The 25,710-nt window shown below is 67.7% G+C and carries 25 protein-coding genes, 1 tRNA gene and 1 riboswitch; of the genes, 16 read left to right on the top strand and 10 right to left on the bottom strand.

Features of this window, described 5'->3' with window-relative positions; genetic code table 11:
• Positions 1-69 precede the first annotated feature (69 nt).
• The 4 genes from BLJ79_RS00425 to BLJ79_RS24000 all read left to right on the top strand — a co-directional run bounded on the left by BLJ79_RS00425 (position 70) and on the right by BLJ79_RS24000 (position 2,880).
• Positions 70-945, top strand: a complete 876-nt coding sequence (locus BLJ79_RS00425) for an aminodeoxychorismate lyase (RefSeq protein WP_071212707.1) — start codon at positions 70-72, stop codon at positions 943-945.
• A 57-nt stretch (positions 946-1,002) separates the two neighbouring features.
• Positions 1,003-1,464, top strand: a complete 462-nt coding sequence (locus BLJ79_RS00420) for an NUDIX domain-containing protein (protein WP_071212706.1) — start codon at positions 1,003-1,005, stop codon at positions 1,462-1,464.
• A 490-nt stretch (positions 1,465-1,954) separates the two neighbouring features.
• Positions 1,955-2,326: a hypothetical protein gene (locus BLJ79_RS00415; RefSeq protein WP_071212705.1), complete on the top strand. Its 372-nt coding sequence runs from the start codon at positions 1,955-1,957 to the stop codon at positions 2,324-2,326.
• Positions 2,327-2,433: 107 nt separating this feature from the next.
• Entirely contained in the window at positions 2,434-2,880 is a 447-nt protein-coding gene (locus BLJ79_RS24000) for a hypothetical protein (protein WP_502686091.1), read from the top strand.
• Positions 2,881-3,010: 130 nt separating this feature from the next.
• Here the strand turns inward: BLJ79_RS24000 and BLJ79_RS23875 are convergent, their stop codons facing one another.
• Together BLJ79_RS23875 and BLJ79_RS00405 are read right to left on the bottom strand one after the other, a co-directional pair.
• On the bottom strand, positions 3,011-5,365 hold the full coding sequence (locus BLJ79_RS23875) for an ATP-binding cassette domain-containing protein (RefSeq protein WP_071213204.1): 2,355 nt from the start codon (positions 5,363-5,365) through the stop codon (positions 3,011-3,013).
• A gap of 32 nt (positions 5,366-5,397) precedes the next feature.
• Entirely contained in the window at positions 5,398-6,024 is a 627-nt protein-coding gene (locus BLJ79_RS00405) for an ECF transporter S component (protein WP_071212704.1), read from the bottom strand.
• Between the two features lie 58 nt (positions 6,025-6,082).
• Positions 6,083-6,204, bottom strand: a riboswitch (TPP riboswitch).
• 69 nt (positions 6,205-6,273) lie between these two features.
• Here BLJ79_RS00405 and BLJ79_RS00400 point away from each other — a divergent pair.
• Positions 6,274-6,534 carry a DUF4235 domain-containing protein gene (locus BLJ79_RS00400; RefSeq protein WP_071212703.1) on the top strand — a complete coding sequence of 87 codons (261 nt, stop codon included), beginning with the start codon at positions 6,274-6,276 and terminating at the stop codon, positions 6,532-6,534.
• A gap of 105 nt (positions 6,535-6,639) precedes the next feature.
• On the opposite strand, the gene mnhG is transcribed toward BLJ79_RS00400, so the two are convergent.
• The 6 genes from mnhG to BLJ79_RS00370 are packed head-to-tail and all read right to left on the bottom strand — an operon-like array spanning position 6,640 to position 12,992.
• Positions 6,640-7,047, bottom strand: a complete 408-nt coding sequence (gene mnhG / locus BLJ79_RS00395) for a monovalent cation/H(+) antiporter subunit G (RefSeq protein WP_071212702.1) — start codon at positions 7,045-7,047, stop codon at positions 6,640-6,642.
• The gene (locus BLJ79_RS00390; RefSeq protein ID WP_071212701.1) at positions 7,047-7,310 is read right to left on the bottom strand and encodes an MrpF/PhaF family protein; all 264 of its coding nucleotides are present in this window, start codon (positions 7,308-7,310) and stop codon (positions 7,047-7,049) included. Before BLJ79_RS00390 ends, mnhG begins: the two co-directional genes overlap by 1 nt.
• Positions 7,307-7,921 carry a Na+/H+ antiporter subunit E gene (locus BLJ79_RS00385; protein WP_071212700.1) on the bottom strand — a complete coding sequence of 205 codons (615 nt, stop codon included), beginning with the start codon at positions 7,919-7,921 and terminating at the stop codon, positions 7,307-7,309. The genes BLJ79_RS00390 and BLJ79_RS00385 overlap by 4 nt, the downstream gene beginning before the upstream one ends.
• Positions 7,922-9,547: a Na+/H+ antiporter subunit D gene (locus BLJ79_RS00380; protein WP_071212699.1), complete on the bottom strand. Its 1,626-nt coding sequence runs from the start codon at positions 9,545-9,547 to the stop codon at positions 7,922-7,924.
• Positions 9,544-10,008: a Na(+)/H(+) antiporter subunit C gene (locus BLJ79_RS00375; protein WP_071212698.1), complete on the bottom strand. Its 465-nt coding sequence runs from the start codon at positions 10,006-10,008 to the stop codon at positions 9,544-9,546. The genes BLJ79_RS00380 and BLJ79_RS00375 overlap by 4 nt, the downstream gene beginning before the upstream one ends.
• Positions 10,005-12,992: a Na+/H+ antiporter subunit A gene (locus BLJ79_RS00370; RefSeq protein WP_071212697.1), complete on the bottom strand. Its 2,988-nt coding sequence runs from the start codon at positions 12,990-12,992 to the stop codon at positions 10,005-10,007. The genes BLJ79_RS00375 and BLJ79_RS00370 overlap by 4 nt, the downstream gene beginning before the upstream one ends.
• Before the next feature lie 245 nt (positions 12,993-13,237).
• Here BLJ79_RS00370 and BLJ79_RS00365 point away from each other — a divergent pair, with 245 nt between their 5' ends.
• The 3 genes from BLJ79_RS00365 to BLJ79_RS00355 all read left to right on the top strand — a co-directional run bounded on the left by BLJ79_RS00365 (position 13,238) and on the right by BLJ79_RS00355 (position 16,149).
• Entirely contained in the window at positions 13,238-14,560 is a 1,323-nt protein-coding gene (locus BLJ79_RS00365) for an MFS transporter (protein ID WP_071212696.1), read from the top strand.
• A 51-nt stretch (positions 14,561-14,611) separates the two neighbouring features.
• Complete coding sequence (locus BLJ79_RS00360; protein ID WP_071212695.1) at positions 14,612-15,667, top strand: malate dehydrogenase; 1,056 nt, start codon at positions 14,612-14,614, stop codon at positions 15,665-15,667.
• Between the two features lie 83 nt (positions 15,668-15,750).
• Positions 15,751-16,149, top strand: coding sequence for a GNAT family N-acetyltransferase (locus BLJ79_RS00355; RefSeq protein ID WP_071213203.1), 399 nt, complete (start codon positions 15,751-15,753; stop codon positions 16,147-16,149).
• A gap of 88 nt (positions 16,150-16,237) precedes the next feature.
• Here BLJ79_RS00355 and dcd read toward each other — a convergent pair whose 3' ends face one another.
• Positions 16,238-16,819, bottom strand: coding sequence for a dCTP deaminase (dcd, locus tag BLJ79_RS00350; RefSeq protein ID WP_071212694.1), 582 nt, complete (start codon positions 16,817-16,819; stop codon positions 16,238-16,240).
• 179 nt (positions 16,820-16,998) lie between these two features.
• On the opposite strand from dcd, the gene BLJ79_RS00345 reads away from it, so the two are divergent.
• Together BLJ79_RS00345 and BLJ79_RS00340 are read left to right on the top strand one after the other, a co-directional pair.
• The gene (locus BLJ79_RS00345) at positions 16,999-17,832 is read left to right on the top strand and encodes a M15 family metallopeptidase (protein ID WP_175475353.1); all 834 of its coding nucleotides are present in this window, start codon (positions 16,999-17,001) and stop codon (positions 17,830-17,832) included.
• Between the two features lie 135 nt (positions 17,833-17,967).
• The gene (locus tag BLJ79_RS00340) at positions 17,968-19,245 is read left to right on the top strand and encodes an Nramp family divalent metal transporter (protein ID WP_071212692.1); all 1,278 of its coding nucleotides are present in this window, start codon (positions 17,968-17,970) and stop codon (positions 19,243-19,245) included.
• A gap of 126 nt (positions 19,246-19,371) precedes the next feature.
• Here BLJ79_RS00340 and BLJ79_RS00335 read toward each other — a convergent pair whose 3' ends face one another.
• Positions 19,372-21,078, bottom strand: coding sequence for a fumarate hydratase (locus BLJ79_RS00335; protein ID WP_071212691.1), 1,707 nt, complete (start codon positions 21,076-21,078; stop codon positions 19,372-19,374).
• Between the two features lie 109 nt (positions 21,079-21,187).
• On the opposite strand from BLJ79_RS00335, the gene BLJ79_RS00330 reads away from it, so the two are divergent.
• From BLJ79_RS00330 to BLJ79_RS00305, 6 genes are all read left to right on the top strand, one after another.
• A complete protein-coding gene (locus BLJ79_RS00330; RefSeq protein WP_071212690.1) occupies positions 21,188-21,679 on the top strand; it encodes an SseB family protein in 492 nt (163 codons plus the stop codon).
• Between the two features lie 75 nt (positions 21,680-21,754).
• A complete protein-coding gene (locus BLJ79_RS00325; protein ID WP_071212689.1) occupies positions 21,755-22,237 on the top strand; it encodes a cation:proton antiporter regulatory subunit in 483 nt (160 codons plus the stop codon).
• A gap of 18 nt (positions 22,238-22,255) precedes the next feature.
• Positions 22,256-23,443 (top strand): cation:proton antiporter, encoded by a 1,188-nt coding sequence (locus BLJ79_RS00320; RefSeq protein WP_071212688.1) that lies wholly within the window; start codon positions 22,256-22,258, stop codon positions 23,441-23,443.
• Positions 23,444-23,532: 89 nt separating this feature from the next.
• A tRNA-Gly gene (locus BLJ79_RS00315) sits at positions 23,533-23,603 on the top strand.
• 99 nt (positions 23,604-23,702) lie between these two features.
• Entirely contained in the window at positions 23,703-24,629 is a 927-nt protein-coding gene (locus BLJ79_RS00310) for an AEC family transporter (protein WP_071212687.1), read from the top strand.
• A gap of 203 nt (positions 24,630-24,832) precedes the next feature.
• Positions 24,833-25,654, top strand: a complete 822-nt coding sequence (locus tag BLJ79_RS00305; protein ID WP_071212686.1) for an amino acid ABC transporter substrate-binding protein — start codon at positions 24,833-24,835, stop codon at positions 25,652-25,654.
• Positions 25,655-25,710 lie beyond the last annotated feature (56 nt).

The raw sequence follows: 25,710 nt of genomic DNA, 5'->3' as shown, positions 1-25,710 counted from the left end.
CTTTGTCCCAGACTACCGCCAGTGCGTGGAACACTTGGGAACCACCGGCCCGGCGGTAATCTGGTAACCATGACTGCTCTTGTGTTCCTCGATCCCGACTTTCCCGCCGGCCGCGTCGCCGATGCCGCCACCGCCCAGCTCTCGGTCCTGGACCAGGGCGTGACCCGCGGCGACGGGATCTTCGAATCCGCGCTGTACACCGACGGGATCGTGCGCAAGCTCGACGCCCACCTGGCCCGGCTGCGCGTCTCGGCCTCGACCTGCGACCTGCTGGTTCCGCACGAGGAGGCGTGGCGTGCGGCGATCGCCACCGCCGTGGCGGCATTCGATGCCGCCACCCCGGCCGAGGAAGCGGTGGTGAAGCTCGTGGCCACCCGCGGCACCGAGGGCAACGGCCACGGCACCTCCTGGGTCATGGTCTCCCCGGCCCCGGAGCTGGGACGGCAGCAGCGCCAGAGCGGGATCTCGGTGATCTTCCTGGACCGCGGCTACGACTCCCGGGTGGCCGAGCGCGCCCCCTGGCTGTTGATGGGCGCCAAGACCCTGTCCTACGCGGTGAACATGGCGGCGCTGCGGCACGCCAAGAAGCTGGGCGCCGACGACGTCATCTTCACCTCAAGCGACGGAATCGTCCTGGAGGGCCCCACCTCCACGGTGCTCATCGCGCACCGCGACGGGGACACCAAGCGGCTGATCACCCCGACCCTGGAAACCGGCATCCTGCCGGGAACCACCCAGGGAGCCATCTTTGCCGCCGCCCGCGAGGCCGGATGGGAGCTGGGCTACGGGCCGCTGACCCCGGAAAACCTGCTGGATGCCGAGGGCGTGTGGCTGGTCTCCAGCGTCCGGCTGCTCACCCCGGTGAACTCCATCGACGGCACCGTGATCGCCCGCGACGGGCAACTGCATGCCGAACTCACCGCCATGGTCGACGCCATCCAATAAGCGGCCCCAGGTCAATCCCCCGGCGTCGGGGCGAAGCAACGGATTCGAGGTTCCATCATGCAAGAGCTCTTCCAGCTGGTGCCGGCCGCCTACGTGGTGTTCCGCCGCGACGCGCGGGTGCTGCTGCAATTGCGGCAGAACACCGGATTCATGGACGGTCACTGGGCCTGCGCCGCGGCCGGGCACGTGGAAGCCGGCGAATCGGTGCTCGCCGCTGCGGTGCGCGAGGCCGCCGAGGAGGCCGGGGTGCTGCTGGACCCGGCGGACCTGGTCCCGCTGTCGACCCTGCACCGCACCAACGGCGGGGATTCTCCGCGTGCCCAGCGCGTTGACTTCTTCTTCGCGGCAGATACGTGGCGGGGCGAGGCCCGCATCATGGAGCCGGAAAAGTGCGCCGCCATGGAATGGTTCGACCTGGACCACCTGCCCGAGCCCATGCCGGAGCACGAGCGCTACGTGTTGCAGAACCTTGCCGCCGGGACCCTGCCGGCCATCGCGTCCCTGGGCTTCACCCGGTAGCCCCGGGGGCACGCACCGGGAACGCGCGGGTCCTGCGCCCAGGGACTGTCTCCCACTTCCGGTCGGCGTGGTTCGGCAGGGAAACCGGGTGAATTCACGTGCATCTGGCCCCGGCAGGCCTGTCCGGGCGGGMACACCGCCCCGTGCCCCAGCCGTTCCGGGATCGCCGCGGTGGCCCGCGCGGTGCGCAGATACATGGCAGCAACGATGCCGGTGGGGAAAAGCCCAATTTTCAGGGTCACCGCTGTAGGGCAAATCAAGGGCCCTGCGGACCGACCACACGTTATCCGTTGAAAATGACGGTTCCAGATTCTCTGTCACCGGCTATTGCTGCCGTTGGCCGTGCAGGTCTACTCTGAACCCAGACTGGGGATTCGATGTGAAATTCGGACGGCACCATTGTGCCGCCGTCAACGCCTTTGCGTGTACTCGTTCGAAACAACAAACGGTCCCGGCTTCCATCTACCGGGCCCAAAGTTCGGAGTTCATCATGCTCAGAAGATTCCTGGCCGTGGCCGGAGCAACCGCCGCCCTGGCCCTCATTGCCCCAACGGCCGCCCTGGCCGACGACTGTCTCAACGTCAGCCGCCCGCCGGCTGCCTGCGGAATGACCTGCACCGCGCCCGTCATCGTTGGCAACTGGGTGTGGCTGCCCAGCATCGGCATCCCGGAAGCTGCCTGGGGCTTCGGCACGCCGGGATCCATCCCTTCCGTTGGGGCGGGCCTGCCTGGCGCCAACGGTAACTACCTCAACGCTTCCACCGACGGCTTCTCGTGGCTGCTGCAAAACAGCGCCTGGTGTGACGGCGGCGCCGCGGCACGCCAGACCACCCATGGTGTTCAATCAGGTTGCGGGGAGTAAGTAGGGCCTGTCATCAAAATCCGATTGGCGTGGTTCGGCATGGATATCGGCTGAATTCGCGTTGCACCTGCCCCTTTGATGTCCAGGGGCAGCCGATCGCCCCGCTCATGCCCGATCCCACGGGCCCGGCGGGGCGCCGGTTCGCGGACCACCGACTCGTGGTCGAGGGCATCGCCCACCGCTACCGCGCCGGCATCCCCTGGCGCGACCTGCCGAGCAGTTCGGGTCCTGAAGGTCCGTGTGGAAGCGCCACCGCCGCTACGCCACAGACGGCACCTGCAACACGGTGTTGGCGACCCTGCTGGGCCACGCCCAAGCCAGCGGCCGGATCGGCTGGGAAGTGCCGGTGGACGCGGCGATCAACCGGGCCCACCAGCCCGGCACCAACCTCCTGCGCCGCCCCGACCACCATGATCCGCTCACAGGTCGACGGCTGGCAGCGCCCGGAGACGCGCCGAACGGGCCGTGGCCGCCAAAGCCTCCCCCATCCCGGGCAAGAGGAAACTCCTGCGCAAGCGCAAGGGTTCGGCAGGCGGCCGCCCGGTGATCCATGACAAGGAAGCCTAAAAGCGGCGCAACATCGTGGGGCCCCTGGCATGCCCTGGCCTGCCGCTCGGCCGCGGTGCTCCATGCCGTGCCCATCTGGGGCTCGGACATCGAGAAACCACCATGGGGAGACACGTCCTAGCTCCAGACCAGGTTCCAGGTGCCCAGGGCCAACGATGCCCCTGTTGCGACGGTGCCCAGCAGCAGCCCGGCGGCAACGATCCCCGCATCCCGCAGGCCGTATCTCGAGGGCCGCAGCCAGGTCCGCTCGGCGGTGCCGAAGCCCTTGGCTTCCATGGTCACCGCCAACCGCGAGGCCCGCCGGATGGCCTGGACCAGCAGCCCGAAGACCTGCCCCAGGTTCGCCCGCAACCGGGCGGCGGCCGAGCCGCGGCTACCCACGCCCCGGGCCCTCCGGGCCATGCCCAGCGTCGTCCATTCCTCGATCAGCAACCCCAGCAGCCGCATGCCCGCCAGCGCGCCGAGCACAAAGCGGTGCGGCAGCCGCGCCTTTTGCGCCAGCGCGTTGGCCAGGTCCGTCGGGTCCGTGGTGAACAGCACCAGCACCGCGGGGATCGCCACCGCGAAGGCGCGCATCCCGGTGGCCGCACCGGCGGACAGCGAGCCCTCGGTGATGGTGAAGATGCCCGCATCCAGCAGCACCGCCCCGGAATCGTTGCCCACCAGCGCGGTGCCCCAGGCCCCGAAGAGCGCGGCGAGCAGCAGCGGCCAGCCGCGGGCCAGGAAACGCGGGATGGACAGCCCGGCCAGCGGCAGCGCCAGAACGGTCGCGGCCACCACGATTCCGCTGCTGACCCAGTCCATGGAGGCGACCAGCGGGATCGTTGCCAGGGCAACCGCGGCCAACTTGGCCAGCGGGTTGGCCCGGCCCAGGAAACTTGTCCCCCCGCGCACATCGGCCTCGAGCAACCCGGGCCGTGCGGCGGCGGGGGCGGCTGCGTCCGCGGTGTCCGGGGCCTGCAGGACGAACTCGTGTGCGCCCAGGGCGCGGGCGAAGTCCGCGTCGTGGGTCACCGCGATGATCGCGGTGCCGCGGCCCAGCTCCTCGCGCAGCAGCAGGGCCAGTTCGCGCCAGGTGTTGGCGTCCTGACCGAAGGTCGGCTCGTCGAGGATGAGGACCTGCGGGCCCGCCGCCAGCACCGTGGCGACCGAGAGCCGGCGCTTTTCCCCGCCCGAGAGGGTGAAGGGGTTCGCCTCCGCCAGGTGTCCCAGCCGCAGCCGGGACAGCAGCGATTCGACGCGCGAGGAGATTTCCTGCTCGGTGAACAGCGGTTCCCGGGTTCCGGGCCTGACCGCGTGCCGCGGGCCGTAGGCCAGTTCCTCGGCCACGGTGTGGGTGACGAACTGGTGCTCGGGCTCCTGGAAGACCGAGCCGATCCGTCCCACCAATTCGGTGGCGCGCCAGTGGTACGGCCGGGCCTCGGTGCCGGCCGCCAATTCGCCGGTGGCCAGCACCGTGCCGGATCCGACCGGAAGCAGTCCGCCGAGGGTCAGCGCGAAGGTCGACTTGCCCGAGCCGTTGGCCCCGCGCACGCACCAGGCCTCGCCCGCCCCCAGGCGCAGGTCCAGGCCGGAGGCGGCCGGCCTGGCGCCGCGCTTGCGCGTGACGGCAAGGTCCGTGGCCTCCAGCAGCAACGCAGCGGATTCCCCGGGGGCCGGCAGCGGGTCGAATGCCGGGGTGTACCCGGGCACCCAGACCCCGGCGGCAACCAACTGGTCGCGGACCGGGCCGGGGGCAAAGAGCTCGCCGGGGGTTCCGTCGTGGGCGATGCCGCCGCCGGGTTCCAACACGATGACCCGGTCCATGTGCTCCGCCCACGCCTCGAGCCGGTGTTCGACGATCAGCAGGGTCGCGCCGGTGGAATCCAGTGCGGCCAGCACCGCGTCGCGGACCTCCAGCACCCCGTCCGGGTCCAGGTTTGCCGTGGGCTCGTCCAGCAGCACCAGCCCCGGTCCCATGGCCAGGATCCCGGCCAGGGCCAGGCGCTGTTTCTGCCCGCCCGAGAGCGCGGAGGTCGGGTGGTCCAGCGGGACCTCCAGTCCCACGGCGTCCAGTGCCTCGATGATCCGCCGCCGGATCTGCGCGGGCGGCACCGAAAGGTTTTCCGCGCCGAAGGCCACGTCGTCCCCGACCCGGGCCTGGACGACCTGGGTTTCGGGATCCTGCTGCATGAGCCCGACCAGTCCGCGGCCTTGGGCTGCCGGTGCCCCGTCCAGCAGCAGCTCGCCGGAGGAATAGGTTTCGTCGTCTTCGTCCAGGACCCCGGCCAGCGCGTAGAGCAGCGTGGATTTGCCGGCGCCCGAGGGCCCGGCCAGCAGCACGCGTTCCCCGGCCCGGATCTCCAGGTCCAGGCCCGACAGCGCTGCTTGCTTGCGGTCGGCGTGCCGCCACCCCCAGTTCCGGGCGCTGACGGACACCGCGTCGCAGCGGTGTTGCACCGTGGCCGCGGTGTCGTTTTCGCGGTGCAGCATCGAGGCTGAAGACATGGTGATGCCCGTGCCCATCAGCCGAGGATTGGTTCGGTGGCTGCCTTGCGGCTGGCAAGCGCGCCCAGTGCGCCGGTCTTGGCCAGGGCGCGGGTTCCCAGGAAGGAGAGCAGCCCGGCAATGATGATGCCCGAGATGGTCATGAACCCGATGTAGGCCAAGAGCATGCCGGTGGTGTATTCGGGGAACCAGCGGAAGATGAAGGTGTCGTTGACGCTTCCAAATAGTCCTGCTCCGGCGCCGGCCAGCAGTGCCACGGGCAGGTTGAAGGTGCGGTAGCGGAACGCGGCGAAGACCACTTCGGCGCCCAGGCCCTGGATCAGGCCCGAGGCCAGGACCGTCAGCCCGAATTCCGAGCCCATGAGCGCCGAGACCATCGCGGCGACCACTTCGCAGAACAGTGCCGCGCCGGGCTTGCGGATGATCAGTGCGCCGAGCACCGCGGGGAAGAGCCACATGCCCGAGACCAGTGCGGCCGAAGGCGGGAAGGCCAGGAACAGCACGTCGAGCAGGTGGTGGCTGCTGTTCCAGGCCCAGAAGATGACGCCCGAGGACACTGCGATGACTGCCGCGATGACGATGTCGACGACGCGCCAGGATGTGGTTGCCGTTTTGTGCCCGGCGGGCTGGTGGGTGATGCCCATGGTGTTGATCCTCCTTGGATTCAAGGAGGGGAGGGAATGCCCGCACACTTCCGCGCGCACCCCTGAGAACTCGACTTCCTTCGCCGGTACTAGCCGGGGCAGGTTCGAGGGTCTGCGGCTATCCGCACTCTCAGCGCCTGGGTGCGGGTTACCCCGCACGACGCTCCCCTGTCGTGATTGTTTCAGTTCTATGATGCTACCTCAGCTAGGCTGGGCCTAGTACCTTTGCCGCAATATTCGGGAGTCCCCATGAACAGCTTGATGAAACTGATCGGTCCAGCAATTTCCATCGCCGCGGGTTTCCTGGGAGGGAAGATCGTCGACAAGGCCTGGATCGGTTTCACCGGCCAGCAGCCGCCCAAGCACGGCAACAAGGAGGCCCAGGCCGAGGCCTCGATGCGCCAGGCCATCGGGTTCGCCGTGCTGTCGGCCGTCACCGCCGCGTTGATCCAGGTGCTCACCGACCGCGGCACCCAGCGGGCCATCGCGAGGTTCACCAAGAAGGCCTGAGCTTCCGCACTTCCGCACACGGGGGGTCCGGCCGGATGCGTTCGGCCGGGCCCTGCTTTGGCGTGGCCCGTGCCGGTTGGCGGCGCCGGCCCAGGGTCCGGTGGACTAGTCGATGAAGTCGGCGCGGTCCCTGTTGCCGTCCCGGCCGTGCTCGGCCTCTTCGCGCTGCTCCGCGGCCTCGACCACCGCCGCCAATTCGTCCGCGATGAGGGTCTCGCGCTTCAGGTGCCGGGTCCGGTAGCCGGCCCGTCCCACCATGTGCGCCGAGACCGGGGCGGTGAGCAACTGCAGCAGCCAGGCCAGGAGCAGCACCGGAAGCACCGCCCAGGACCGCAGTTCCAGCCCGAGCGCGGCCAGCAGCAGGAACAGCCCCAGCACCTGCGGCTTGGTCGCCGCATGCAGGCGCGAGAGCAGGTCCGGGAAGCGCAGCATGCCGATGCCCGCGGCCAGTGACATCAGGCAGCCGACGATCATGAACGTCCCGGCCACGATGTCGATGACGGTGTCCAGCATCAGGCGTTCCTCCGGTCCGTGACGAAGCGCGAAACCGTCACCGAGCCGACGAACCCGACCAGGCATGCCAGCAGCACGAAGATGAGGTTGTCGGTGTGCTTGTTGATGGTCATGTCCACGCACAGCGCCGCGGAGACGATCAGCAGCAGCACGTCGGTGGCGATGACGCGTTCCAGGATCGAGGGCCCCTTGGCCAGCCTGATCATGGCCAGGGCGCCGGCGATCGAGAGCGTGATCCCGCAGATCCACAGGACGATGTTCATGGTGTTTCTCCGTGTTCCTTGCCCGGGGCCGATTTCTCGGCATTCAACTCGGCCAGTTCTTCCTTGGTGCCCATCATGCGGATCAGCCGTTCCTCGATCATCATCACCGAGGCCCGCGCCTTTTCCACCCCGGCCTCGTCGTTGACGTTGAGCACGTGCAGGTACAGGGTCGAGGTCCGCCGGTCCACCTCCACGACGTAGGAGCCGGGGACCAGCGTCAGCACGTGGCCCACGAAGGTGACCAGCAAGTCCGATTCGGTGCGCAGCTGCACGGTGATGATCGCGCTTGTGGTGCGCGGGCCGCGGAACACCGCCAGGTACAGCACCTCGAAGCTGGCCAGGGTCACGTCCCGCAGGAACGCCCCGGCGAACACTGCGGCACGCCAAACATTGAAGCGCCCCGATAGGATCACCGGCGGCAGCCGGAAGACCCGCACCAGCACCAGCGAGATCAGCAGCCCGAAGACGAGGTTGCCGATGGCGAAGTCCTGCCAGAGCGCACCCCAGACCAGCATCATGCCTGCAAGCAAAGGCAGTTCCTGGCGCAGGGTGGCGCGTTGGCGTGCCCCGGATTCGTCGGTGGCGTCTTTCAGCCGTTGTTCCTTGGTCATTTACCGTACCCCCTGCCCGGTTCCGAGGACCGCCTCGATGTAGTTGTTTGGGTCCAGCAGCTGGCCGGCGACCTGGTCGCTGAATTCAAACAGCGGCCCGGCAAACACCGTCAGCGCCACGCCCACCAGCACCAGGGCCGCGGTCATGGCCAGCATGCCGTTGGGCAGCAGTGCGGTGTTCCCGCGGTCGGAATAGCGGCTGGCCGGCTCGTTGGCCACGATGTCGTAGGTCGCCCCGCGCGCGGCTTCCACGCCCACCAGCAGCAGCGGGTCCGGGTCCGTGGCGTCCTCGGCCTTGCGCCAGAACGCCCTGTTCCAAACACGCGCTATCGCCAGCAACGTCAACAGCGAGGTCAACAGGGACACCCCCACCAGCGCCCAGGCCACGGGCGTGCCCAGTTCGGCGCCGCCCTGCACCAGCCCGAGCTTCCCCAGGAAGCCGGAGAACGGCGGGATGCCGCCCAGGTTCATGGCCGGGACGAAGAAGAGCAGCGCCAGCAACGGCGAAAGCTTGGCCAGCGAGCCGAGCCGCTCGATGTTCGAGGTCCCGGCCCGGCGTTCGATGAGCCCGGCGACCAGGAAGAGCGAGGTCTGCACCACGATGTGGTGGGCCACGTAGTAGATGGTGGCCCCCAGCCCCAGCTGGTTCCCCACGGCCACCCCGAAGATCAGGAATCCGATGTGGCTGGTGAGGGTGAAGGAGAGCATGCGCTTGATGTCGGTCTGCGCCACGGCACCCAGGATGCCCACCAGCATGGTCAGCCCGGCCACGACCATCAAGGGTTCGGAGAGCTGGTTCCCGGGGAAGAGCAGCGTCTCGGTGCGGATGATCGCATAGACCCCGACCTTGGTCAGCAGCCCGGCGAACACCGCGGTGACCGGGGCCGGGGCGGTCGGGTAGGAGTCCGGGAGCCAGAAGGACAGCGGGAAGACCGCGGCCTTGATCCCGAAGGCGACCAGCAGCATCACGTGCAGCACGGTCTGCGTGCCCGGGGAGATCTCCGGCAGCTTCACGGCCAGGTCCGCCATGTTCACGGTGCCGGCGGCCGCATAGATCATGCCGATGGCGATCAGGAAGAGCAGCGAGGAGGCGACCGAGACCACCACGTAGGTGGTGCCCGCTCGGATCCGCGCGGTGGTCCCGCCCAGGGTCAGCAGCACGTAGGAGGCCGTCAGCAGGATCTCGAAGCCCACGTAGAGGTTGAAGAGGTCCCCGGCCAAAAAGGCGTTGGAGACCCCGGCGACCAGGATCAGGTAGGCGGGGTGGAAGATCGAGACGGGCCCGTCCTCGTCCCCGTCGGCCATGCCCTGGCTGGTGGCGTAGAGCAGCACCGCCAGGGAGACGATGGAGGAGACCACCAGCATGAATGCCGAGAACCCGTCCACGACCATGGAGATGCCAAACGGCGGGGCCCAGCCGCCGAGGGTCACCGAGTAGGTCCCCCCGCCCCAGACCGTGGCCAGCATCCAGGCTTCCAGGCAGAGCGTGATCACCAGGACCGCGATGGTCACCAGGCGCTGGGTGCGGCGCTTGCGGCGCAGGATGAAGGCCAGGGCGGCACCGAAGATCGGCAAGGCCACGACCAGCGGGGCAAATGAAACGGCGGTCAGTGGTGCATCGATCATGCGTGCGGCCCCTTCTCCGGGTGGTTCCCTGCGGGCTCGGCGTCCTCGCCCTCGAATTCGGTGGTGTCCTCGGGGACCGGGGAGTCTTCTTCGAAGTCGAAGGTCGACTGCTGCGAGACGCGCAGGTCCTCGTCGTCGTCGGCGACCACGTCGGCCCGGGAGATGACCCAGGAGCGGTAGATGATGCCCAGCATGAACGCTGTCACCGCGAAGGTGATCACGATGGCCGTGAGGATCAGCGCCTGCGGCAGCGGGTCGCTGTATTCCTGTGCATCCAGCGCCGACCGGTACAGCGGCGCCTCGCCGCGGCGCCCTCCGGCGGAGAGGATCAACAGGTTCACCCCGTTGCCCAGCACCACGATGCCCAGCAGCACGCGGGTCAGCGAACGCTCGAGCAAAAGGTAGATGCCCACGGCGAAGAGCACGCCCATCACTATGAGCAAGGTGATATTGGTGCTCATCGTCCAACTCCCGTATCCGCGTCGGAAACCATGTCATGTGTGTCGGTGGGGCTGCGGCCCTCGGAACGGTCGTCGATCTCCGAGCCCAGGGAGCGCAGCACGTCGATGACCAGCCCGACCACCACCAGGTACACCCCGATGTCGAAGAGCGTGGAAGTCACGAACTTCTGCTCCCCGAAGAGCGGCCAGGTGAATTCGATGGCCGCGGAGGTGAACATCTGGGCGCCCAGGAGCAGCGGCGCCGCGGCGGTCAGTGCCGCCAGGCCCAGCCCGGTGCCCATCAGCGTGCCCGGGCTGACCGGGGTGGCCTCGGCCAGTTCCACCCGGCCGCCGGCCAGGTAGCGGATGGTCAGGGCCAGGCCGGCCAGCAGCCCGCCGGCAAAGCCTCCGCCGGGGGTGTTGTGGCCGGCCAGCAGCAAGTACACGGAGGCCAGCAGTATGGTGTGGAAGAGCAGCCGGGTGACCACCTCGAAGGTGATCGAGCGGCGCTCCGGGGCCAGGGTGTGCCCGGCGACCAGCCAGGAATCCTTCTTGGAGATCGCAAAGGTCCTGGCCACTGCCAGCCCGGCACGGCTGGGACTGGCCCCGCCGATGGCCTCGGAACCGTGGTCGACCGATCCGCGCGGCACGTTCGAGGCGCGCACCCGCTTGTCCCCGCGACCGCGCACGAAGATCAGCGAGGCCACGCCGGTGGCGGCCGCGGCCAGCACCGTGATTTCCCCGAAGGTGTCCCAGGCGCGCATGTCCACCAGGGTGACGTTGACGATGTTCTTGCCCGCTCCGCCGGTGTAGGCAAGTTCCGGGTAGGCCAGCGAGATCGGATCCGCGACCCGCGAGGCCATCGAGGTGGCGGCGATGTAGATCATGGAGGCGCCGAACCCGATGCCGATCAGCGCCCGGCCCAGCCGGTGCCCGGTGGGGTTCTTGGCCCACAGTTCCACCGGCAGGGCGCGCAACGCCAGCACGAAGGCGACCAGCACGATGGTTTCGACCAAGAGCTGGGTCACGGCCAGGTCCGGTGCTCCCTGCAGCGCGAAGATCGCGGCCATGCCGTAGCCGCTGACCGAGACCATCAGCACCGCCAGGAAGCGGCGGTTGGCCTGCAGCGCACCGAGGGCGCCGAGGATCATGATGAGCCCGATGACCAGCTGGGCGGGGTGGTCGAAGGCGATGAAGTTTCCCGGTGCCGGGGTGCTGAGCAGGATCGCGGTGCCGGCCGGCAGCAGCAGCGCCACGATGAGGATCACCACGAGGTAGAAGGACAAGGAACCGCGCTGGGTGCGTCCGGTGAGCCAGATGGCCAGGTTGTCCACGCCGGTGACCATGTGCTTGTAGTCTCGTTCGGCATCCAGCAACGCCGGGACCCGGGACTGGAGGTGGAAGGTCCTCTCCCGGGCCAGGAAGAGCGCGGTGCCCGCGATCATGGTCAGGATGCTCAGACCCAGCGCGGGGCTGAACCCGTGCCAGAGGCCCAGGTGGATGGGGTTCTCGGCGGATCCGAACAGGCCCAGGTAGGGGGCGATGGCGCCCTCGAGCACGTGCGGGATCCAGGCGAACACGACCGTGGCGCCGGTGAGGACCAGCAGCGGGGCCAGGAACAGTGCCGGGACGCGCGGGAACACGCTGGGTTCAAGGCCCCGCTTGGAGGCGAAGCCGCCCCACAAGAAGCGTGCGGAGTAGGCGAAGGTCATCATGGCCCCGAGCAGGACGCCCACCAGCAGCACCACACCGGTGGCGCCGTTGCCCTGGGCATGCTCCAGCAGCGCCTCGTAGACCGCTTCCTTGGCGACGAAGCCGTAGAGCGGCGGGAAGCCTGCCATCGAGGCCGCGGCGATGGCGGCAACGGCAAAGAGGACCGGGGAGGAGCGGTAGAGCCCGGACAGCTGGTGCAGGTCGCGGGTTCCGGACTTGTGGTCGATGATTCCCACGACCAGGAAGAGCGTTGCCTTGAAGAACCCGTGGGCCAGCATCATGGCCAGGCCAGCGAGCGCCGCGTTGGGGCTTCCGATGCCCATGACCAGGATCAGGAAGCCCAGCTGGGAGACCGTGCCGTAGGCCAGCAGCAGTTTGAGGTCGTGTTGCTTCAGCGCTCGCCAGCCGCCGATCAGCAGGGTCGCCAGTCCGAGCCAGAGCAGCATGGGTTGCCAGAAGGCGGTTTCGTTGAAGCCCGGGGCCAGTCGTGCCACCAGGTAGATGCCGGCCTTGACCATGGCCGCTGCGTGCAGGTACGCGGAGACCGGGGTGGGGGCCGCCATGGCGCCGGGGAGCCAGAAGTGGAAGGGAACGAGAGCGGACTTGGAGATCGCGCCGATCAACACCAGGGCGATGGCCACGTCGATGTAGGTGCCCAGGGCGGTGAGTTCCGGGGCCATGGCCAGGATCTCGGAGATGCGGTAGGTGCCGGCCGCATTGCCGAGCATGACCAGTCCGGCCAGCATCGTCAGGCCGCCAAAGGTGGTGACCATCAGGGCGGTCAGTGCCGAACGCCGTGCGCTCATCCTGGTGCGGTTGAACCCGATCAGCAGGAAGGACAGGATCGTGGTCAGCTCCCAGAAGATGAAGAGCATGATCATGTCGTCGGCGGTGACCAGGCCGAACATCGAGGCGGCAAAGGCCAGCAGCTGGGCGCCGAAAGCTCCGGTGTGCGGGTCCTCGTTCTTGAAATAGCGCGCACAGTAAAACAGCACCAGGGAACCGACCCCGAGCACCAGCAGGCACAGCACCGCGGCCAGGGCATCCATCCGGAAATCGAGATGGGCGTTCAGCGGGCCGATCCAGCTGTAGAGCTCGGAGGGCGGTGCGTTGGGCTCACCGCTCGCGGCGGCCTGCTCGGCATCCAGGAACGAGGGGAAGCTGGCCACAAGCCAGGCGAAGGCCACGGCGGGAACCGCCGCCAAGACATAGAAGGTTGAACGGCCCAGCAGCCGAAAAATCAATGGTGCAATTGCCGCAACAACAAAAAGCGCAATCAGGACTAGGAGCACACTTATCTCCCATGGTCGGCAGGCCAGTGCCCTGGCAACAAAAACGGTCAAAAGGCAGCTTTTAGGATATCAGCCGGATGGTGTCGAACAGCTCTTTGGCACGGGATTCAGCCGATGAAGTTTTGAGGAATAATACGCGTTTCCGGATTGTTTAAGATCCGAATTGCAAAGAAAATTTCTGCGGCGCGAGCACGAAATTTGCCGGTCTTCCCCCGTTGTTTGTTTCGGCGAGTTACGATGCACCCATGAGCGAGTTCCCTGTGGCACCCTCGGCATCGACCGACCGGCGGAAAATAATCACCAAACCCGTCTTGGCATGGGCATCCTGGGATTGGGGTTCCGCCGCGATCAACGCGGTGATGACAACTTTCGTCTTCACCGTGTATCTGACCAGCGACCTTTTCGGCAACAAGGACGCCAATTCGGTGGTCCTGGGCAACGGCCTGGCCATCGCCGGGGTGGCCATCGCGCTGCTGGCCCCGGTCACCGGGCTGCGTTCGGATGCCGGGGGCCGGAGGCGTTTCTGGCTGGGTGTGAACACCGTGATCGTGGCCCTTCTCACGGCCGCCTGCTTCTTCGTTTTCCCCGAGCCGCGCTTCCTGGTCCTCGGGGTGACCCTGATTGCCGCGGCCTCGGTCTTCGCGGAGTTCGCCGCGGTGAACTACAACGCGATGCTGCCGCAGATTTCCACCCCGTCCACCATCGGCAAGGTCTCCGGATTCGGCTGGGGCATGGGCTACCTCGGTGGCATCCTGGCCCTGGCGATCGTGCTGTTCACCCTGGTGACCCCGCTCTTCGACTGGGCCGGGGCCTCGGACACCAACTCGCTGAACCTGCGCCTGGTCGCGGTGTTCTCCGCCGTGTGGTTCATGGGCTTCGGCCTGCCGGTGCTCTTTGCGGTGCCCGAGATCCCCGGGGATCCCGGGGGGCCGCGCTTCACCATCGTGCAGTCCTACCAGGAATTGTGGCGCCGCGTCGTGGCGCTGGCCCGCGCGGATCGCCACACGGTCTATTTCCTGTTCGCCAGTGCGGTCTTCCGCGACGGGCTGGCGGCGGTGTTCACCTTCGGCGGGATCATCGCCGCGGGCACCTTCGGCTTCCCGCTGCAGCAGGTGATCATCTTCGCCATCGTCGGCAACGTGGTGGCCGCGGCCGGGGCCATGGTCGGCGGCATGCTCGATGACAGGATCGGTCCCAAGCGGGTCATCGTCATCTCCCTGCTCGGGTTGCTCGTTGCGGGCCTGGGCGTGTTCTTCTCCCCCGACGCCTCGAGCTTCTGGATCTTCGGGTTGCTGCTGTGCCTGTTCGTCGGTCCCGCCCAGGCCTCCAGCCGAGCCTTCCTGGCCCGGCTGGCCCCGGCCGGGCAGGAGGGCGAGCTGTTCGGGCTCTACGCCACCACGGGCCGTGCCGTCAGCTTCCTGGCCCCGGCCCTCTTCGCGGCCTCCATCGCCCTGGCCGCCCCGCATGTGGCCGAGGCCCAGCGCTACGGCATCCTGGGCATCCTGGTGGTGCTGCTCCTGGGGCTGCTGCTGCTGATCCCGGTTCGCGGCCCGCGCACGTCCTCCTAGCCTGTCTGGCGGGCCGTGGCTTTTGCCCGTCATTGGTGGTTGCATTTAGCCATGAGCACACCAACACCCGTGACCGTTGCCGTGACCGGAGCCGGAGGGCAGATCGGCTACGCGCTGCTGTTCCGCATCGCCTCCGGGGCCATGTTCGGACCCGACACCCCGGTGAGGTTGCAGCTGCTGGAAATCCCTGCCGGCATGAAGTCGGCCGAGGGCAGCGCCCTGGAATTGCAGGACTGTGCGTTCGGCTCGCTGGCATCGGTGGAAGTGACAAGCGATCCCTCCCGCGGCTTCGACGGTGCCAACGTGGCCCTGCTGGTCGGTTCCCGGCCGCGCGGGGCCGGGATGGAACGCGGGGACCTGCTGGCCGCCAACGGTGCGATCTTCGGCCCGCAGGGTGCAGCCATCAACGCCCATGCGGCTGCGGATGTGCGCGTCCTGGTGGTGGGAAACCCCGCCAACACCAATGCGTTGATCGCCGCGGCCCATGCGCCGGATGTGCCCCCCGAACGCTTCACCGCCATGACCCGCCTGGACCACAACCGGGCCCTGGCGCTCGTGGCCCGCACCCTGGATGTCCCCGTGGCGGGAATCGGCAACGTGACCATCTGGGGCAACCACTCGGCCACCCAGGTCCCGGACATCTCCCACGGCTGGGTCCAGGGCCCCGACGGCACGCGCCGCCCGCTGCCCGAGGCGCTGACGCAGGCCCTGGGCGGCAGCTGCAGCCTCGAGTCCTGGTTGGCGGAGAGATTCATTCCCCGGGTGGCCAAGCGCGGGGCGGAGATCATTGCCGTGCGAGGTTCCTCCTCCGCCGCCTCGGCCGCGGCCGCAGCCATCGACCACGTCCGGGACTGGGTCTCGGGAACCGCCGATTCGTGGACGTCGGCGGGGGTGGTCTCGGACGGATCCTACGGCGTGCCCCGGGGCCTGGTCAGTTCCTTTCCCGTGCACTCGCGCGACGGCGCCTGGCAGATCGAGCAGGGCCTGGAGCCGGGAGCCGAGGTCCGTGCGCGGATCGCGGCCTCGGTCAGGGAGCTCGAGGAGGAACGCGAGCTGGTCGCCTCCATGGGGCTGATCGGACGCGACCACGGAAGGCACGGCCGGTGAAGCCCCTGGCCCGCTTGGAGGTCCCCGGGCTGGAGGTCGCGGTTCGCGATGCGGCGCGGGCCGACCTGCCCGCGCTCCTGTCGATGCTGGCCGATGACCAACTGGGCGCAACACGGGATGCGCCCGGGGACGATTCGGGGCCGTACCTGGCGGCATTCGAGGCCATCGAGCGGGACCCGGCGCACCGATTGCTGGTGTGCGAGCATGCGGGGCAGGTCATCGCGATGCTTCAGCTCTCTCTCATCCCGGGCTTGTCCCGCCGCGGGGCCTGGCGCGCGCAGATCGAGGCGGTGCGCATCCGGGCGGACTACCGCGGGCGCGGGGTGGGGAAGAAATTCCTTCAGTGGTGTATCGGGTACGCGCGGTCCCAGGGTTGCTCGTTGGTGCAGCTGACGACGGACAAGAGCCGCGCCGACGCGCACCGCTTCTATGCGGGCCTCGGATTCACGGCGAGCCACGATGGCATGAAGTTGCAGCTGTAGGGATGTGCGGCCCCGCCGGGCGCTTAAGCTGGTGCGCAGGCCCGGTTCCCCGGACCTGCGCACGCACACGAACGCCAGGTGGTTGTGGCTAGCTTTCCAGCGTCGTGCGGTGGAAGTTCAGGTGGCTGCGCGATGCGGTGGGTCCGCGCTGGCCCTGGTAGCGGTTTCCGTAGGCACCGGACCCGTAGGGGTGCTCGGCCGGGGAAGAGAGCTTGAAGAAGCACAGCTGCCCGATCTTCGATCCCGGCCACAGCTTGATGGGCAGGGTCGCCATGTTCGACAGTTCCAGGGTCACGTGCCCGGAGAACCCCGGGTCGATGAATCCGGCGGTGGAGTGGGTCAACAGGCCCAGGCGCCCCAGCGAGCTCTTGCCCTCCAGCCGGGCGGCGATGTCGGTGGGCAGGGTGACGGTTTCGTACGTCGAGCCCAGCACGAATTCTCCGGGGTGCAGGATGAATGCCTCGTCGGGAGCGACTTCCACCAGGCGCGTCAGCTCCGGCTGGTCCGCTGCCGGGTCTATGTGGGCGTACTTGTGGTTGTCGAAAAGCCGGAAGAACCGATCGAGCCTCACATCCACGCTCGCCGGCTGGACCATCGCCGGGTCGAAGGGGTCGAGCTTAATACGTTCGGAGGCCAGCTCGCGTCGAATATCACCATCAGAAATCAGCACAGTACCCAAAATATCCCATTGGGCACGTGGACCGGGCATTGGTGACCTCGTCGAGCCGCCCGGCCCGTGCCGCTTCGGGTCCCGGGGCGGGCGCTACGGGCCCTCCGGCATGGGCTAACCACGGGACCAGCGGTTATCCTGAAGGGGATCCATCTTGCTTCATTCCCCGAAGGGACATCGTGTCTTTGTTTCGTGCCGGCATTCCCGCCCTGTTGCTGGGCGCCAGCCTGGTGCTGGCAGCCCCCCTCGCCGCACAGGCCGCGCCCGCGGCACCCGCTGCGGCGCAGGTGCATGCGGAAAAGCAGCCGAAACCGCCGACAACCGAGGAACTGACCAAGGACCAGGGTTCCTACCTGGCGCTGGTGAGCCGGGACCATCCCCTGGATCCGGCGAACTACAAGCCCAAGGACCTGCGCGACGTCGCCGGCAGCGGGCACGAACTGCGCAAGGATGCCGCCACCGCCTTGGAGTCCCTGCTCAAGGCGGCACGCAAGGATTCCCAGTCGCTGGCCGTGCTCAGCGCGTACCGCTCCTATGACCGCCAGTTGTCCTTGTTCAACGGGTACAAGGCCCGGTACGGGACCGAATACGCCACACGGTTGTCGGCACCGGCCGGAACCAGCGAACACCAGATCGGGCTGGCCGCGGACATCGGCCTGTCCAGCGGATACTGCAACCTCAAGGCCTGCTTCGGCGACACCGCCGGCGGGAAGTGGCTGGCCGCCAATGCCGCGGACTTCGGCTTCATCGTCCGCTACCCGGCCGACGGCGAAACGGTGACCGGATACAAGTACGAGCCGTGGCACCTGCGCTACATCGGCGTGGACCAGGCCAAGGCCATGGCAAAATCCAAGGCCGGCACCTTCGAGGCATTCCACGCGGCCCTGGTCAAGGCGTCCAAGGTCAAGCCGCTGACGGCCGCAGAGATCAAGCAGCAGCGCGAGTCCCTGCTGGTGCTGCGGTTCCTGCCGCCGTACCGCGACTGGTCAATCGGCTACGACTTCGCCCGCTAGCAAGCCACCTGGCTTCCGCGGGGCTTTCCCGTTCCCTCCCGGCGATGGTTCGCCGGGTGAATCGGCCGCCAAGGCCGTGCCCACGCCAACCACCCAGGTGTTTTAGCCATGCCTAAAGCGGGCTATTCTTTAGCCATGGCGAAAGACACCCCCGAGGCCCCGGTAGCAACAGGGCAATCCACAACCCCCGGCACGAACCTGCCGGCGACCCGCCGCCTGCTCTGGCTGCTGGGCCCGGCCCTGGTCGCCGGGGTCGCCTACCTGGACCCGGGCAACGTCGCGGCCAACATGAGCGCCGGGGCGCAATACGGGTACCTGCTGGTGTGGGTGGTGCTCAGCGGCAACCTCATGGCCTGGCTGGTGCAGTACCTCTCGGCGAAGCTCGGAGTGGTGACCGGAAAGTCGCTGCCCGAGGTGTTGCGCGAACGCTTCGGCAGCCGGGCGGGCCGGATCGCCTACTGGCTCCAGGCCGAGGCCGTCGCCATGGCCACCGATGTCGCCGAGGTCATCGGCGGGGCCGTGGCCCTCTACCTGCTCTTCGACCTGCCGTTGCTGGCCGGGGGCCTGATCACCGGGGTCATCTCCATGGGGCTTCTGCTGGTCCAGTCCCGCCGCGGACCCTGGGTCTTTGAACGCATCGTGATCGGCCTGCTGCTGGTCATTGCCGTGGGATTCTGCGCCGGGGTGTTCATCGCACCGCCCGAGGCGGCCGGATTGGCCAGCGGGCTGGTTCCCCGCTTCGCCGACACCAACTCGGTGCTGCTGGCCGTGTCCATCCTCGGCGCCACGATCATGCCGCACGCGATCTATGCCCACTCCTCGCTGGCACGGGACCGCTTCGGCTCCAAGCCGCTGCTCCGCTCCATCCCCCGGCTGCTGAAGGCCACGCGCTGGGACGTCTCGATCGCCATGCTCATCGCCGGGTCCGTCAACGTCGCGATGCTGCTGCTGGCCGCGGTGAACCTGGCCGGGGTCGAGGGCACCGAATCCCTCGAGGGGGCCCACGCCGCCCTCGAGGTTGCCCTGGGCCCCGTGGTCGCCACGCTCTTCGCCGTGGGCCTGCTGGCCTCCGGCCTGGCCTCCACCGCGGTGGGCGCCTACGCCGGGGCCGAGATCATGGCGGGGCTGCTGCACCGGCGCATTTCCCTGTTGGCCCGCCGCCTGATCACCCTCGCCCCGGCCCTGGCCCTGCTGGCCTCCGGAGTGGAGCCGACCTTCGCGCTGATCATCAGCCAGGTTGCCCTGTCCTTCGGCATCCCCTTCGCGCTGATCCCGCTGGTGAACCTCACGGCCCGCAAGGCCGTCATGGGCGCACACGCCAACCGCTGGTTCACGACCGGGGCCGGGATCCTGGTTTCCGTGCTGCTGGTGTCGCTGAACGTGCTGCTGATCGTGCTCACCGTCCGGGGCTGATGCCCCAAAAGCTGCGCGGGCCCGGGGCCGCCACCGGATGCAAGACACCGGTGGGGGTGCGGGCAGGACTGCCCGCAACCCCCACTTGGGTGCCGTGGAAACCTTGGAGGCTCCGCTGCGTGATGCCTACTTGGTGCGGATCGGCAGGCCCGTGAAGGTCGGCTTGGAGGACTCGGAGAAGAAGTCGTTGCCCTTGTCGTCGACCACGATGAACGCCGGGAAGTCCTCGACCTCGATCTTCCAGATCGCTTCCATGCCGAGCTCCTCGTACTCGAGAACCTCGACCTTCTTGATGCAATCCAGGGCCAGGCGGGCGGCCGGGCCGCCGATGGAGCCCAGGTAGAAGCCGCCGTGGGTGTTGCACGCGTCGGTGACCGCCTTGGAGCGGTTGCCCTTGGCCAGCATCACCATCGAGCCGCCGGCGGCCTGGAACTGCTCGACGTAGGAGTCCATGCGACCGGCGGTGGTCGGGCCGAAGGAACCCGAGGCCATGCCTTCGGGGGTCTTGGCCGGCCCCGCATAGTAGACCGGGTGGTCCTTGAGGTACGCCGGCATGTCCTCGCCGGCGTCCAGGCGTTCCTTGATCTTGGCGTGCGCGATATCTCGGGCCACCACCAGCGGCCCGGACAGCGACAGGCGGGTCTTGACCGGGTGCTTGGTCAGCTCGGCCAGGATCTGCTCCATCGGCTGGTTCAGGTCGATCTTCACCACCGAGGAGCCGCCGGTGCCGGTGACCCCGTCGGTCTCCGAGTCGTGGGCGGCGATCGCCGGGTGGTCGGACTCCGGCATGAAGCGCGCCGGATCGGTTTCCAGCTGCTCCACGAACACGCCCTCGGGGGTGATCTTGGCCAGCATCTGGCGGTCGGCCGAGCACGAGACGGCAATGGCGACCGGCAGCGAGGCACCGTGGCGCGGCAGGCGCACCACGCGCACGTCGTGGCAGAAGTACTTGCCGCCGAACTGGGCGCCGATGCCGAAGTTGCGGGTCAGCTCCAGCACCTGCTCCTCCAGCTCGGTGTCGCGGAAGCCGCGGCCGGTCATCGCGCCGGTGGTCGGCAGGTTGTCCAGGTACTTGGCCGAACCGTATTTGGCGGTCTTCAGCGCGAATTCGGCGGAGGTGCCGCCGATGACAATGGACAGGTGGTACGGCGGGCACGCGGCGGTGCCCAGCGAGCGCAGCTTCTCATCAAGGAAGCGCAGCATCGCGTTCGGGTTCAGGATGGCCTTGGTCTCCTGGTACAGGAAGGACTTGTTCGCCGAGCCGCCGCCCTTGGCCATGAAGAGGAACTTGTACTGGTTCTCGTGCCCCGGGGTGGTGTCCGCGTACAGCTCGATCTGCGCCGGCAGGTTGTTGCCCGTGGACTTTTCTTCCCAGGTGGTCAGCGGGGCCAGCTGCGAGTAGCGCAGGTTCAGCGTGGTGTAGGCGTTGTAGATGCCCTTGGACAGGTCCTTCTCGTCCGGGCCCTGGGTCAGCACCTGCGAACCGCGCTTGCCCATGACGATGGCCGTTCCGGTGTCCTGGCACATCGGCAGGATGCCGCCGGCGGCGATGTTGGCGTTCTTCAACAGGTCCAGGGCGACGAACTTGTCGTTCGGGCTGGCTTCCTCGTCATCGAGGATGTTGCGCAGCTGCTGAAGGTGCGCCGGGCGCAGGTAGTGCGAGATGTCGTGCAGTGCGGTGGAGGCCAGCAGTTCAAGCGCCTCGGGGTCGACCTCGAGGTATGTCCGGCCGCCCGGACCCTCGATGGTGCGTACGCCTTCGGTGGAAATCTGGCGGTAGGTGGTCTCGTCCGCCCCGATGGGCAGGAGGTCTTCGTACTGGAATTCGGGCATCAGGCTTCCTTGCAACAGAAACAATTTTGTCCCTCCACTCTAGAACGGTTGGCCCTTCAACCAGACATCGGGTTGCGCCGCCGGTCGCTTAGTCGACATGCTTGGGGGCATGAGCGAAGAGAACGAGCAAGCCAAGACCAGCACCAACGCCGAGGACATCCAGGCGGCCTTGGGCGTTGAACCGAAGACCGTCGGCAACGAGCCGGCCACCCACCTGGAGATGATGATCCGCGCCGCCCAGAATGATCCGGCGCTAAACGGACAGGTCATCGCCAGCTTCATGAACTCGGAAGTGTATTTCCTCAGCCGTGAGGAGGTCTCCGGCGAAACCACCAACGCGCAACCGATGCTGCTGCAGAACGCCGCCGGCGAACCCGTCATCGCCCTGTTCACCCACCTGGCCCGGATCCCGGGTGCCTACATCGACGTCGCACCCTACGGGGTGCAGCTGCTGGGCGGCACCATCATCCGCTCGCTGCAAGACACCGGGCTGGTCATCAACCCGGGCCACGAGCTCTGCCTGGAGATCGACGCCGCCGGGGTGAAGACCATCCGCCAGGAATTCAACCTCGACGGAAGCCTGAAAAACCCCTCGAAGTAGGCCCACGGTTCATCCCGCCTGCATGGGTGGCCGGAATCACGGGCCACGGCCCGCCGCGAGGTCTAGAGTGGGATCATGAATTTTGAAGATACGTCGCTGCCCGGCCTGGGCGTCCGTCGCGAAATAACCCTCGCGTCCGGGCGCCGGGTGGGCGTGGTGATCCTGCGTGACGGAACCATGCAGCTGATCATTTCCCAGCGCGAGGACCCCGACGCCTGCGCCGCGGCCATACCGCTGAGCACCGAAGAGGCCGGGGCCATCGGCGCCATGCTCGGTGCACCGCAACTGGTCACCCAGCTGTCGGACCAGCACCGAGACTTGCCCGGGGTCAACACGCAGCAATTCGTGCTCAGCCACGAAAGCCCGTACGTGAACCAGACCCTCGGGGACACCCACCTGCGCACCCGCACGGGCGTCTCGGTCGTCGCGATCTCACGCAGCGGCAGCGTCTTCCCCTCCCCCAGCCCCGGGTTCGAGCTCAATGCCGGGGACGTGCTGGTCATCGTCGGAACCTCTGCAGGGTTGGAAAACGCAGCGCACCTGATCAACGACGGCTAAGGGAGAGGTGCACGGGACATGGACGGCACCGCGCTGATCTTGGTTGAGCTTGGCGCCGTTTTCTTGGGGCTTGGGTTGTTGGGGAGGCTGGCCGCCAGGGTCGGCATGTCCCCCGTTCCGTTGTACCTGCTGGGCGGGCTGCTCTTTGGCAGCGGCGGCATGGTCAACCTGGCGGGCATTTCCGAGTTCGGGGAGATCGCCAGCGAAATCGGGGTGATCCTGCTCCTGCTGATGCTGGGCCTGGAATACACCGCCCGCGAACTTGTCACCGGCTTAAAGGGGGCCTGGCTCGCCGGGATCGTGGACCTGGTGCTGAATTTCACCCCGGGCGCCGGACTGGCCCTGCTCATGGGCTGGGGCTTTCCCGGGGCACTGGTCCTGGGCGGAGTCACCTATGTCTCCTCCTCCGGCATCATCGCCAAGGTCCTTTCGGACCTGGGCAGGCTGGGCAACCGGGAAACACCGGTGGTGCTCTCCATCCTGGTGCTCGAGGACCTGGCCATGGCCATCTACCTGCCGGTGCTCACCGCCACACTGGCCGGGCTCAGCTTCCTGGGCGGCCTGCGTGCGGTCGGCATCGCGCTGGGCACCATCACCCTGGTCTTGTTGGCGGCACTGCGCTTCGGCCCGCAGATCTCCCGGCTGATCCACTCCTCGGACCGCGAAAACTTCCTGCTCAAGCTGATCGGCGCCGCACTGCTGGTCGCAGGCCTCGCCTCGGCGCTGCAGGTGTCCGCCGCGGTCGGCGCCTTCATGCTCGGCATCGCGATTTCCGGGTCCACCGCGCACTCGGCGACCAAGATCCTCGAGCCGCTGCGTGACCTGTTTGCCGCAATGTTCTTCGTGGTCTTCGGGCTGAACACCGATCCGACCACCATTCCCGCAGTGCTGCCGATGGCGGTCCTGCTGGCCGTTGTCACCTCGCTGACGAAGGTCGCCACCGGTGTCTGGGCCGCCAGACGCGCCGGCATCGGGGTCCCCGGGCGCATCCGCGCCGGCCTGGCCTTGATTGCCCGCGGCGAGTTCTCCATTGTCATTGCCGGCTTGGCCGTCGCTTCCGGGGCGGTCACCGGCGAGCTGGCAGCGCTCGCAACCGCCTATGTGCTGCTGCTGGCGGTCCTCGGCCCCGTGGCGGCCCGCCTGGCCGAGCCTCTGTCCCGTCCGTTCCTGTCCAAGGCCGCACCGGAGCCGGACACCGCTTTTTGACGCGCCCGGGATCGCCGATTAGGTTTTCGCACCCCACCTTGGGATATGCTGTTTTCTGCCCGGGCGGCCATTAGGCTTCCCGGAGCACTGCGGGCGTAGCTCAATGGTAGAGCGCCAGCTTCCCAAGCTGGACACGCGGGTTCGATTCCCGTCGCCCGCTCGCAAGCATGTGGGACCCGGCCGGCGGCCGGGTCCCACGTCGTTAAGGCCTTCGCGCAGCGCGGGGCCACCAACAGCGGGAAGCAGGCCCTTAAACCTCATGAGCGGAGTACTCTCTGGTTTTGCCGTGGTCTGGACCGTCATCGCCGTGGGGTATTTCGTCGGGCGGACCGGCGTGCTGGGAGAGAACGCCCGCTACGTGCTCAACCGGCTGACCTTCTTCGTCGCCAGCCCGGCCCTGCTGTTCACCACCCTGGCCGACTCCAACCCCGCCTCGGTGCTTGGCCCGTTCCTGGGTGTTGCCGCGCTTTCCTCCCTGGCCACCGCCATTGCCTTCGTGCTGGTGACCCGCTGGTGGCTGCGCCGGGATTTGACCGAGTCGACCATCGGCGCCATGAGTGCTTCCACCGTGAACTCGGCCAACCTGGGGTTGCCCATTGCCCTGTACGTCCTGGGCGACATGGCCCATGCGGCGCCGGTGATCCTGTGGCAGCTGGCCCTCTACTCCCCCGTGTGCCTGGCCATCCTGGATGCCAGCACCTCGAGGCACCGCACCACGGTGTTTTCCATGCTGGTCCAGACCCTGAAAAACCCGATGATCGTCGGATCGTTGGCGGGCCTGGCGTGTGCGTTGTTCGACATCAGGCTCCCCCAGCCGCTGGCCGACCCCATCGAGCTGATCGCCGGGGCCTCGATCCCGGCTATGCTCATCGCCTTCGGCATTTCGCTGGTGGGTTCCAAGCCCCTCGAGGCCTCCGGCGGCCGGAGGGCCGACACCCTGGTGGCCACCGGCATGAAGCTGGTGTTCCAGCCCGTGGTCGCCTGGGCGCTGGCCGTGTGGGTGTTCCGCCTGGATCCCCACGCCGTGTTTGTCGCGGTCATCATGGCCGCACTTCCCACGGCCCAGAACATCTTCGTCACCGCCTCGCGCTACGAGCGCGGCATCGTCCTGGCCAAGGACACCGTCCTGCTCACCACCATCGTCGCGGTCCCGGCCATGATGCTCGTTCCCCTGTTGCTGACCTGAGCTTCTTCCCGGATTGGCACCGGGTTGCGGGCCGGAACGCGACATGGCGACGCACTTCGGAACAAAGGGCTTATGCGATTCCCACCTCCGTGTTAGCGTCTGATCAAGGTTCACTTGTTCGGCATCCGGTGCCCGCCTCGATTCGCGACGGCGGCAGCTGCCGGGCGGCGGGTGGACGACCGTGACCGAAAGGACCGTTTCCCATGAAGCGCCACATCATCGCCCTGGCCACCGCCGCATTGCTCGCCGTGTCGGTCACCGGGTGCAGCGGCTCCACCGATCCTTCCGGGTCCCCTTCCGCCAGCGGCACCGCGACCGGCCTGACGCTCAAGCAGGTCCAGGATGCCGGGGTGCTGAAGATCGGCACCGAGGGAACCTACAAGCCGTTCTCCTTCCACGAGGGAGGGACCGGCGCGCTGACCGGCTTCGACGTGGACGTCGTCACCGCCGTGGCCCAGAAGCTGGGCGTGAAGCCGCAGTTCGAGGAAACCCAGTGGGATGCGATCTTTGCCGGACTGGAAGCCGGGCGCTCCGACGTGATCGCCAACCAGGTCTCCATCACCCCGGAGCGCGAGGCCAAGTACGAGTTTTCCAAGCCCTATACCGTGAGCACCGGGGTCATCGTGACCAAGTCCGGCAATACCGACATTTCCTCCTTCGCGGATTTGAAGGGCAAGACCACCGCCCAGTCCCTGACCAGCAACTGGCAGCAGCTGGCCAAGGACTCCGGGGCGAATATCGAGGCCGTCGAGGGCTGGGCCCAGGCCATCACCTTGCTGAAGCAGGGCCGCGTCGATGCCACCATCAATGACAAGCTCACCTACCTGGATTCGCAGAAAACCAAGCAGGACGACGGCATCAAGATCGCCGCAGAGACCGCCGAGAAGTCCCTCAGCGCCATGGCCTTCCGGCAGGGCAGCGAGGACCTGGTCAAGGCCGTGGACAAGGCGCTCGAAGAGCTCTCGAGTGACGGGACCCTGTCCACGATCTCCGATAAGTACTTCGGGGCCGACGTCACCAAGTAGTTTCCTGCAGCATCGCGGACTGCAGCCCGGCGGCCCGCGATTCCACCGTGCGAAGG

The sequence above is a fragment of the Arthrobacter sp. UCD-GKA genome (assembly GCF_001863355.1).
Lineage (GTDB): Bacteria > Actinomycetota > Actinomycetes > Actinomycetales > Micrococcaceae > Paeniglutamicibacter.
This window is presented reverse-complemented; position numbering and strand designations above follow the sequence as displayed.

Excerpts from the sequence above, each read along its gene's own strand:
- BLJ79_RS00425 (WP_071212707.1), top strand. The coding sequence starts at position 70 with ATGACTGCTCTTGTGTTCCTCGATCCCGACTTTCCCGCCGGCCGCGTC.
- BLJ79_RS00420 (WP_071212706.1), top strand. The coding sequence starts at position 1,003 with ATGCAAGAGCTCTTCCAGCTGGTGCCGGCCGCCTACGTGGTGTTCCGC.
- BLJ79_RS00415 (WP_071212705.1), top strand. The coding sequence starts at position 1,955 with ATGCTCAGAAGATTCCTGGCCGTGGCCGGAGCAACCGCCGCCCTGGCC.
- BLJ79_RS24000 (WP_502686091.1), top strand. The coding sequence starts at position 2,434 with ATGCCCGATCCCACGGGCCCGGCGGGGCGCCGGTTCGCGGACCACCGA.
- BLJ79_RS23875 (WP_071213204.1), bottom strand. The coding sequence starts at position 5,365 with ATGCTGCACCGCGAAAACGACACCGCGGCCACGGTGCAACACCGCTGC.
- BLJ79_RS00405 (WP_071212704.1), bottom strand. The coding sequence starts at position 6,024 with ATGGGCATCACCCACCAGCCCGCCGGGCACAAAACGGCAACCACATCC.
- BLJ79_RS00400 (WP_071212703.1), top strand. The coding sequence starts at position 6,274 with ATGAACAGCTTGATGAAACTGATCGGTCCAGCAATTTCCATCGCCGCG.
- mnhG (WP_071212702.1), bottom strand. The coding sequence starts at position 7,047 with ATGCTGGACACCGTCATCGACATCGTGGCCGGGACGTTCATGATCGTC.
- BLJ79_RS00390 (WP_071212701.1), bottom strand. The coding sequence starts at position 7,310 with ATGAACATCGTCCTGTGGATCTGCGGGATCACGCTCTCGATCGCCGGC.
- BLJ79_RS00385 (WP_071212700.1), bottom strand. The coding sequence starts at position 7,921 with ATGACCAAGGAACAACGGCTGAAAGACGCCACCGACGAATCCGGGGCA.
- BLJ79_RS00380 (WP_071212699.1), bottom strand. The coding sequence starts at position 9,547 with ATGATCGATGCACCACTGACCGCCGTTTCATTTGCCCCGCTGGTCGTG.
- BLJ79_RS00375 (WP_071212698.1), bottom strand. The coding sequence starts at position 10,008 with ATGAGCACCAATATCACCTTGCTCATAGTGATGGGCGTGCTCTTCGCC.
- BLJ79_RS00365 (WP_071212696.1), top strand. The coding sequence starts at position 13,238 with ATGAGCGAGTTCCCTGTGGCACCCTCGGCATCGACCGACCGGCGGAAA.
- BLJ79_RS00360 (WP_071212695.1), top strand. The coding sequence starts at position 14,612 with ATGAGCACACCAACACCCGTGACCGTTGCCGTGACCGGAGCCGGAGGG.
- BLJ79_RS00355 (WP_071213203.1), top strand. The coding sequence starts at position 15,751 with ATGCTGGCCGATGACCAACTGGGCGCAACACGGGATGCGCCCGGGGAC.
- BLJ79_RS00340 (WP_071212692.1), top strand. The coding sequence starts at position 17,968 with ATGGCGAAAGACACCCCCGAGGCCCCGGTAGCAACAGGGCAATCCACA.
- BLJ79_RS00335 (WP_071212691.1), bottom strand. The coding sequence starts at position 21,078 with ATGCCCGAATTCCAGTACGAAGACCTCCTGCCCATCGGGGCGGACGAG.
- BLJ79_RS00330 (WP_071212690.1), top strand. The coding sequence starts at position 21,188 with ATGAGCGAAGAGAACGAGCAAGCCAAGACCAGCACCAACGCCGAGGAC.
- BLJ79_RS00325 (WP_071212689.1), top strand. The coding sequence starts at position 21,755 with ATGAATTTTGAAGATACGTCGCTGCCCGGCCTGGGCGTCCGTCGCGAA.
- BLJ79_RS00320 (WP_071212688.1), top strand. The coding sequence starts at position 22,256 with ATGGACGGCACCGCGCTGATCTTGGTTGAGCTTGGCGCCGTTTTCTTG.
- BLJ79_RS00310 (WP_071212687.1), top strand. The coding sequence starts at position 23,703 with ATGAGCGGAGTACTCTCTGGTTTTGCCGTGGTCTGGACCGTCATCGCC.
- BLJ79_RS00305 (WP_071212686.1), top strand. The coding sequence starts at position 24,833 with ATGAAGCGCCACATCATCGCCCTGGCCACCGCCGCATTGCTCGCCGTG.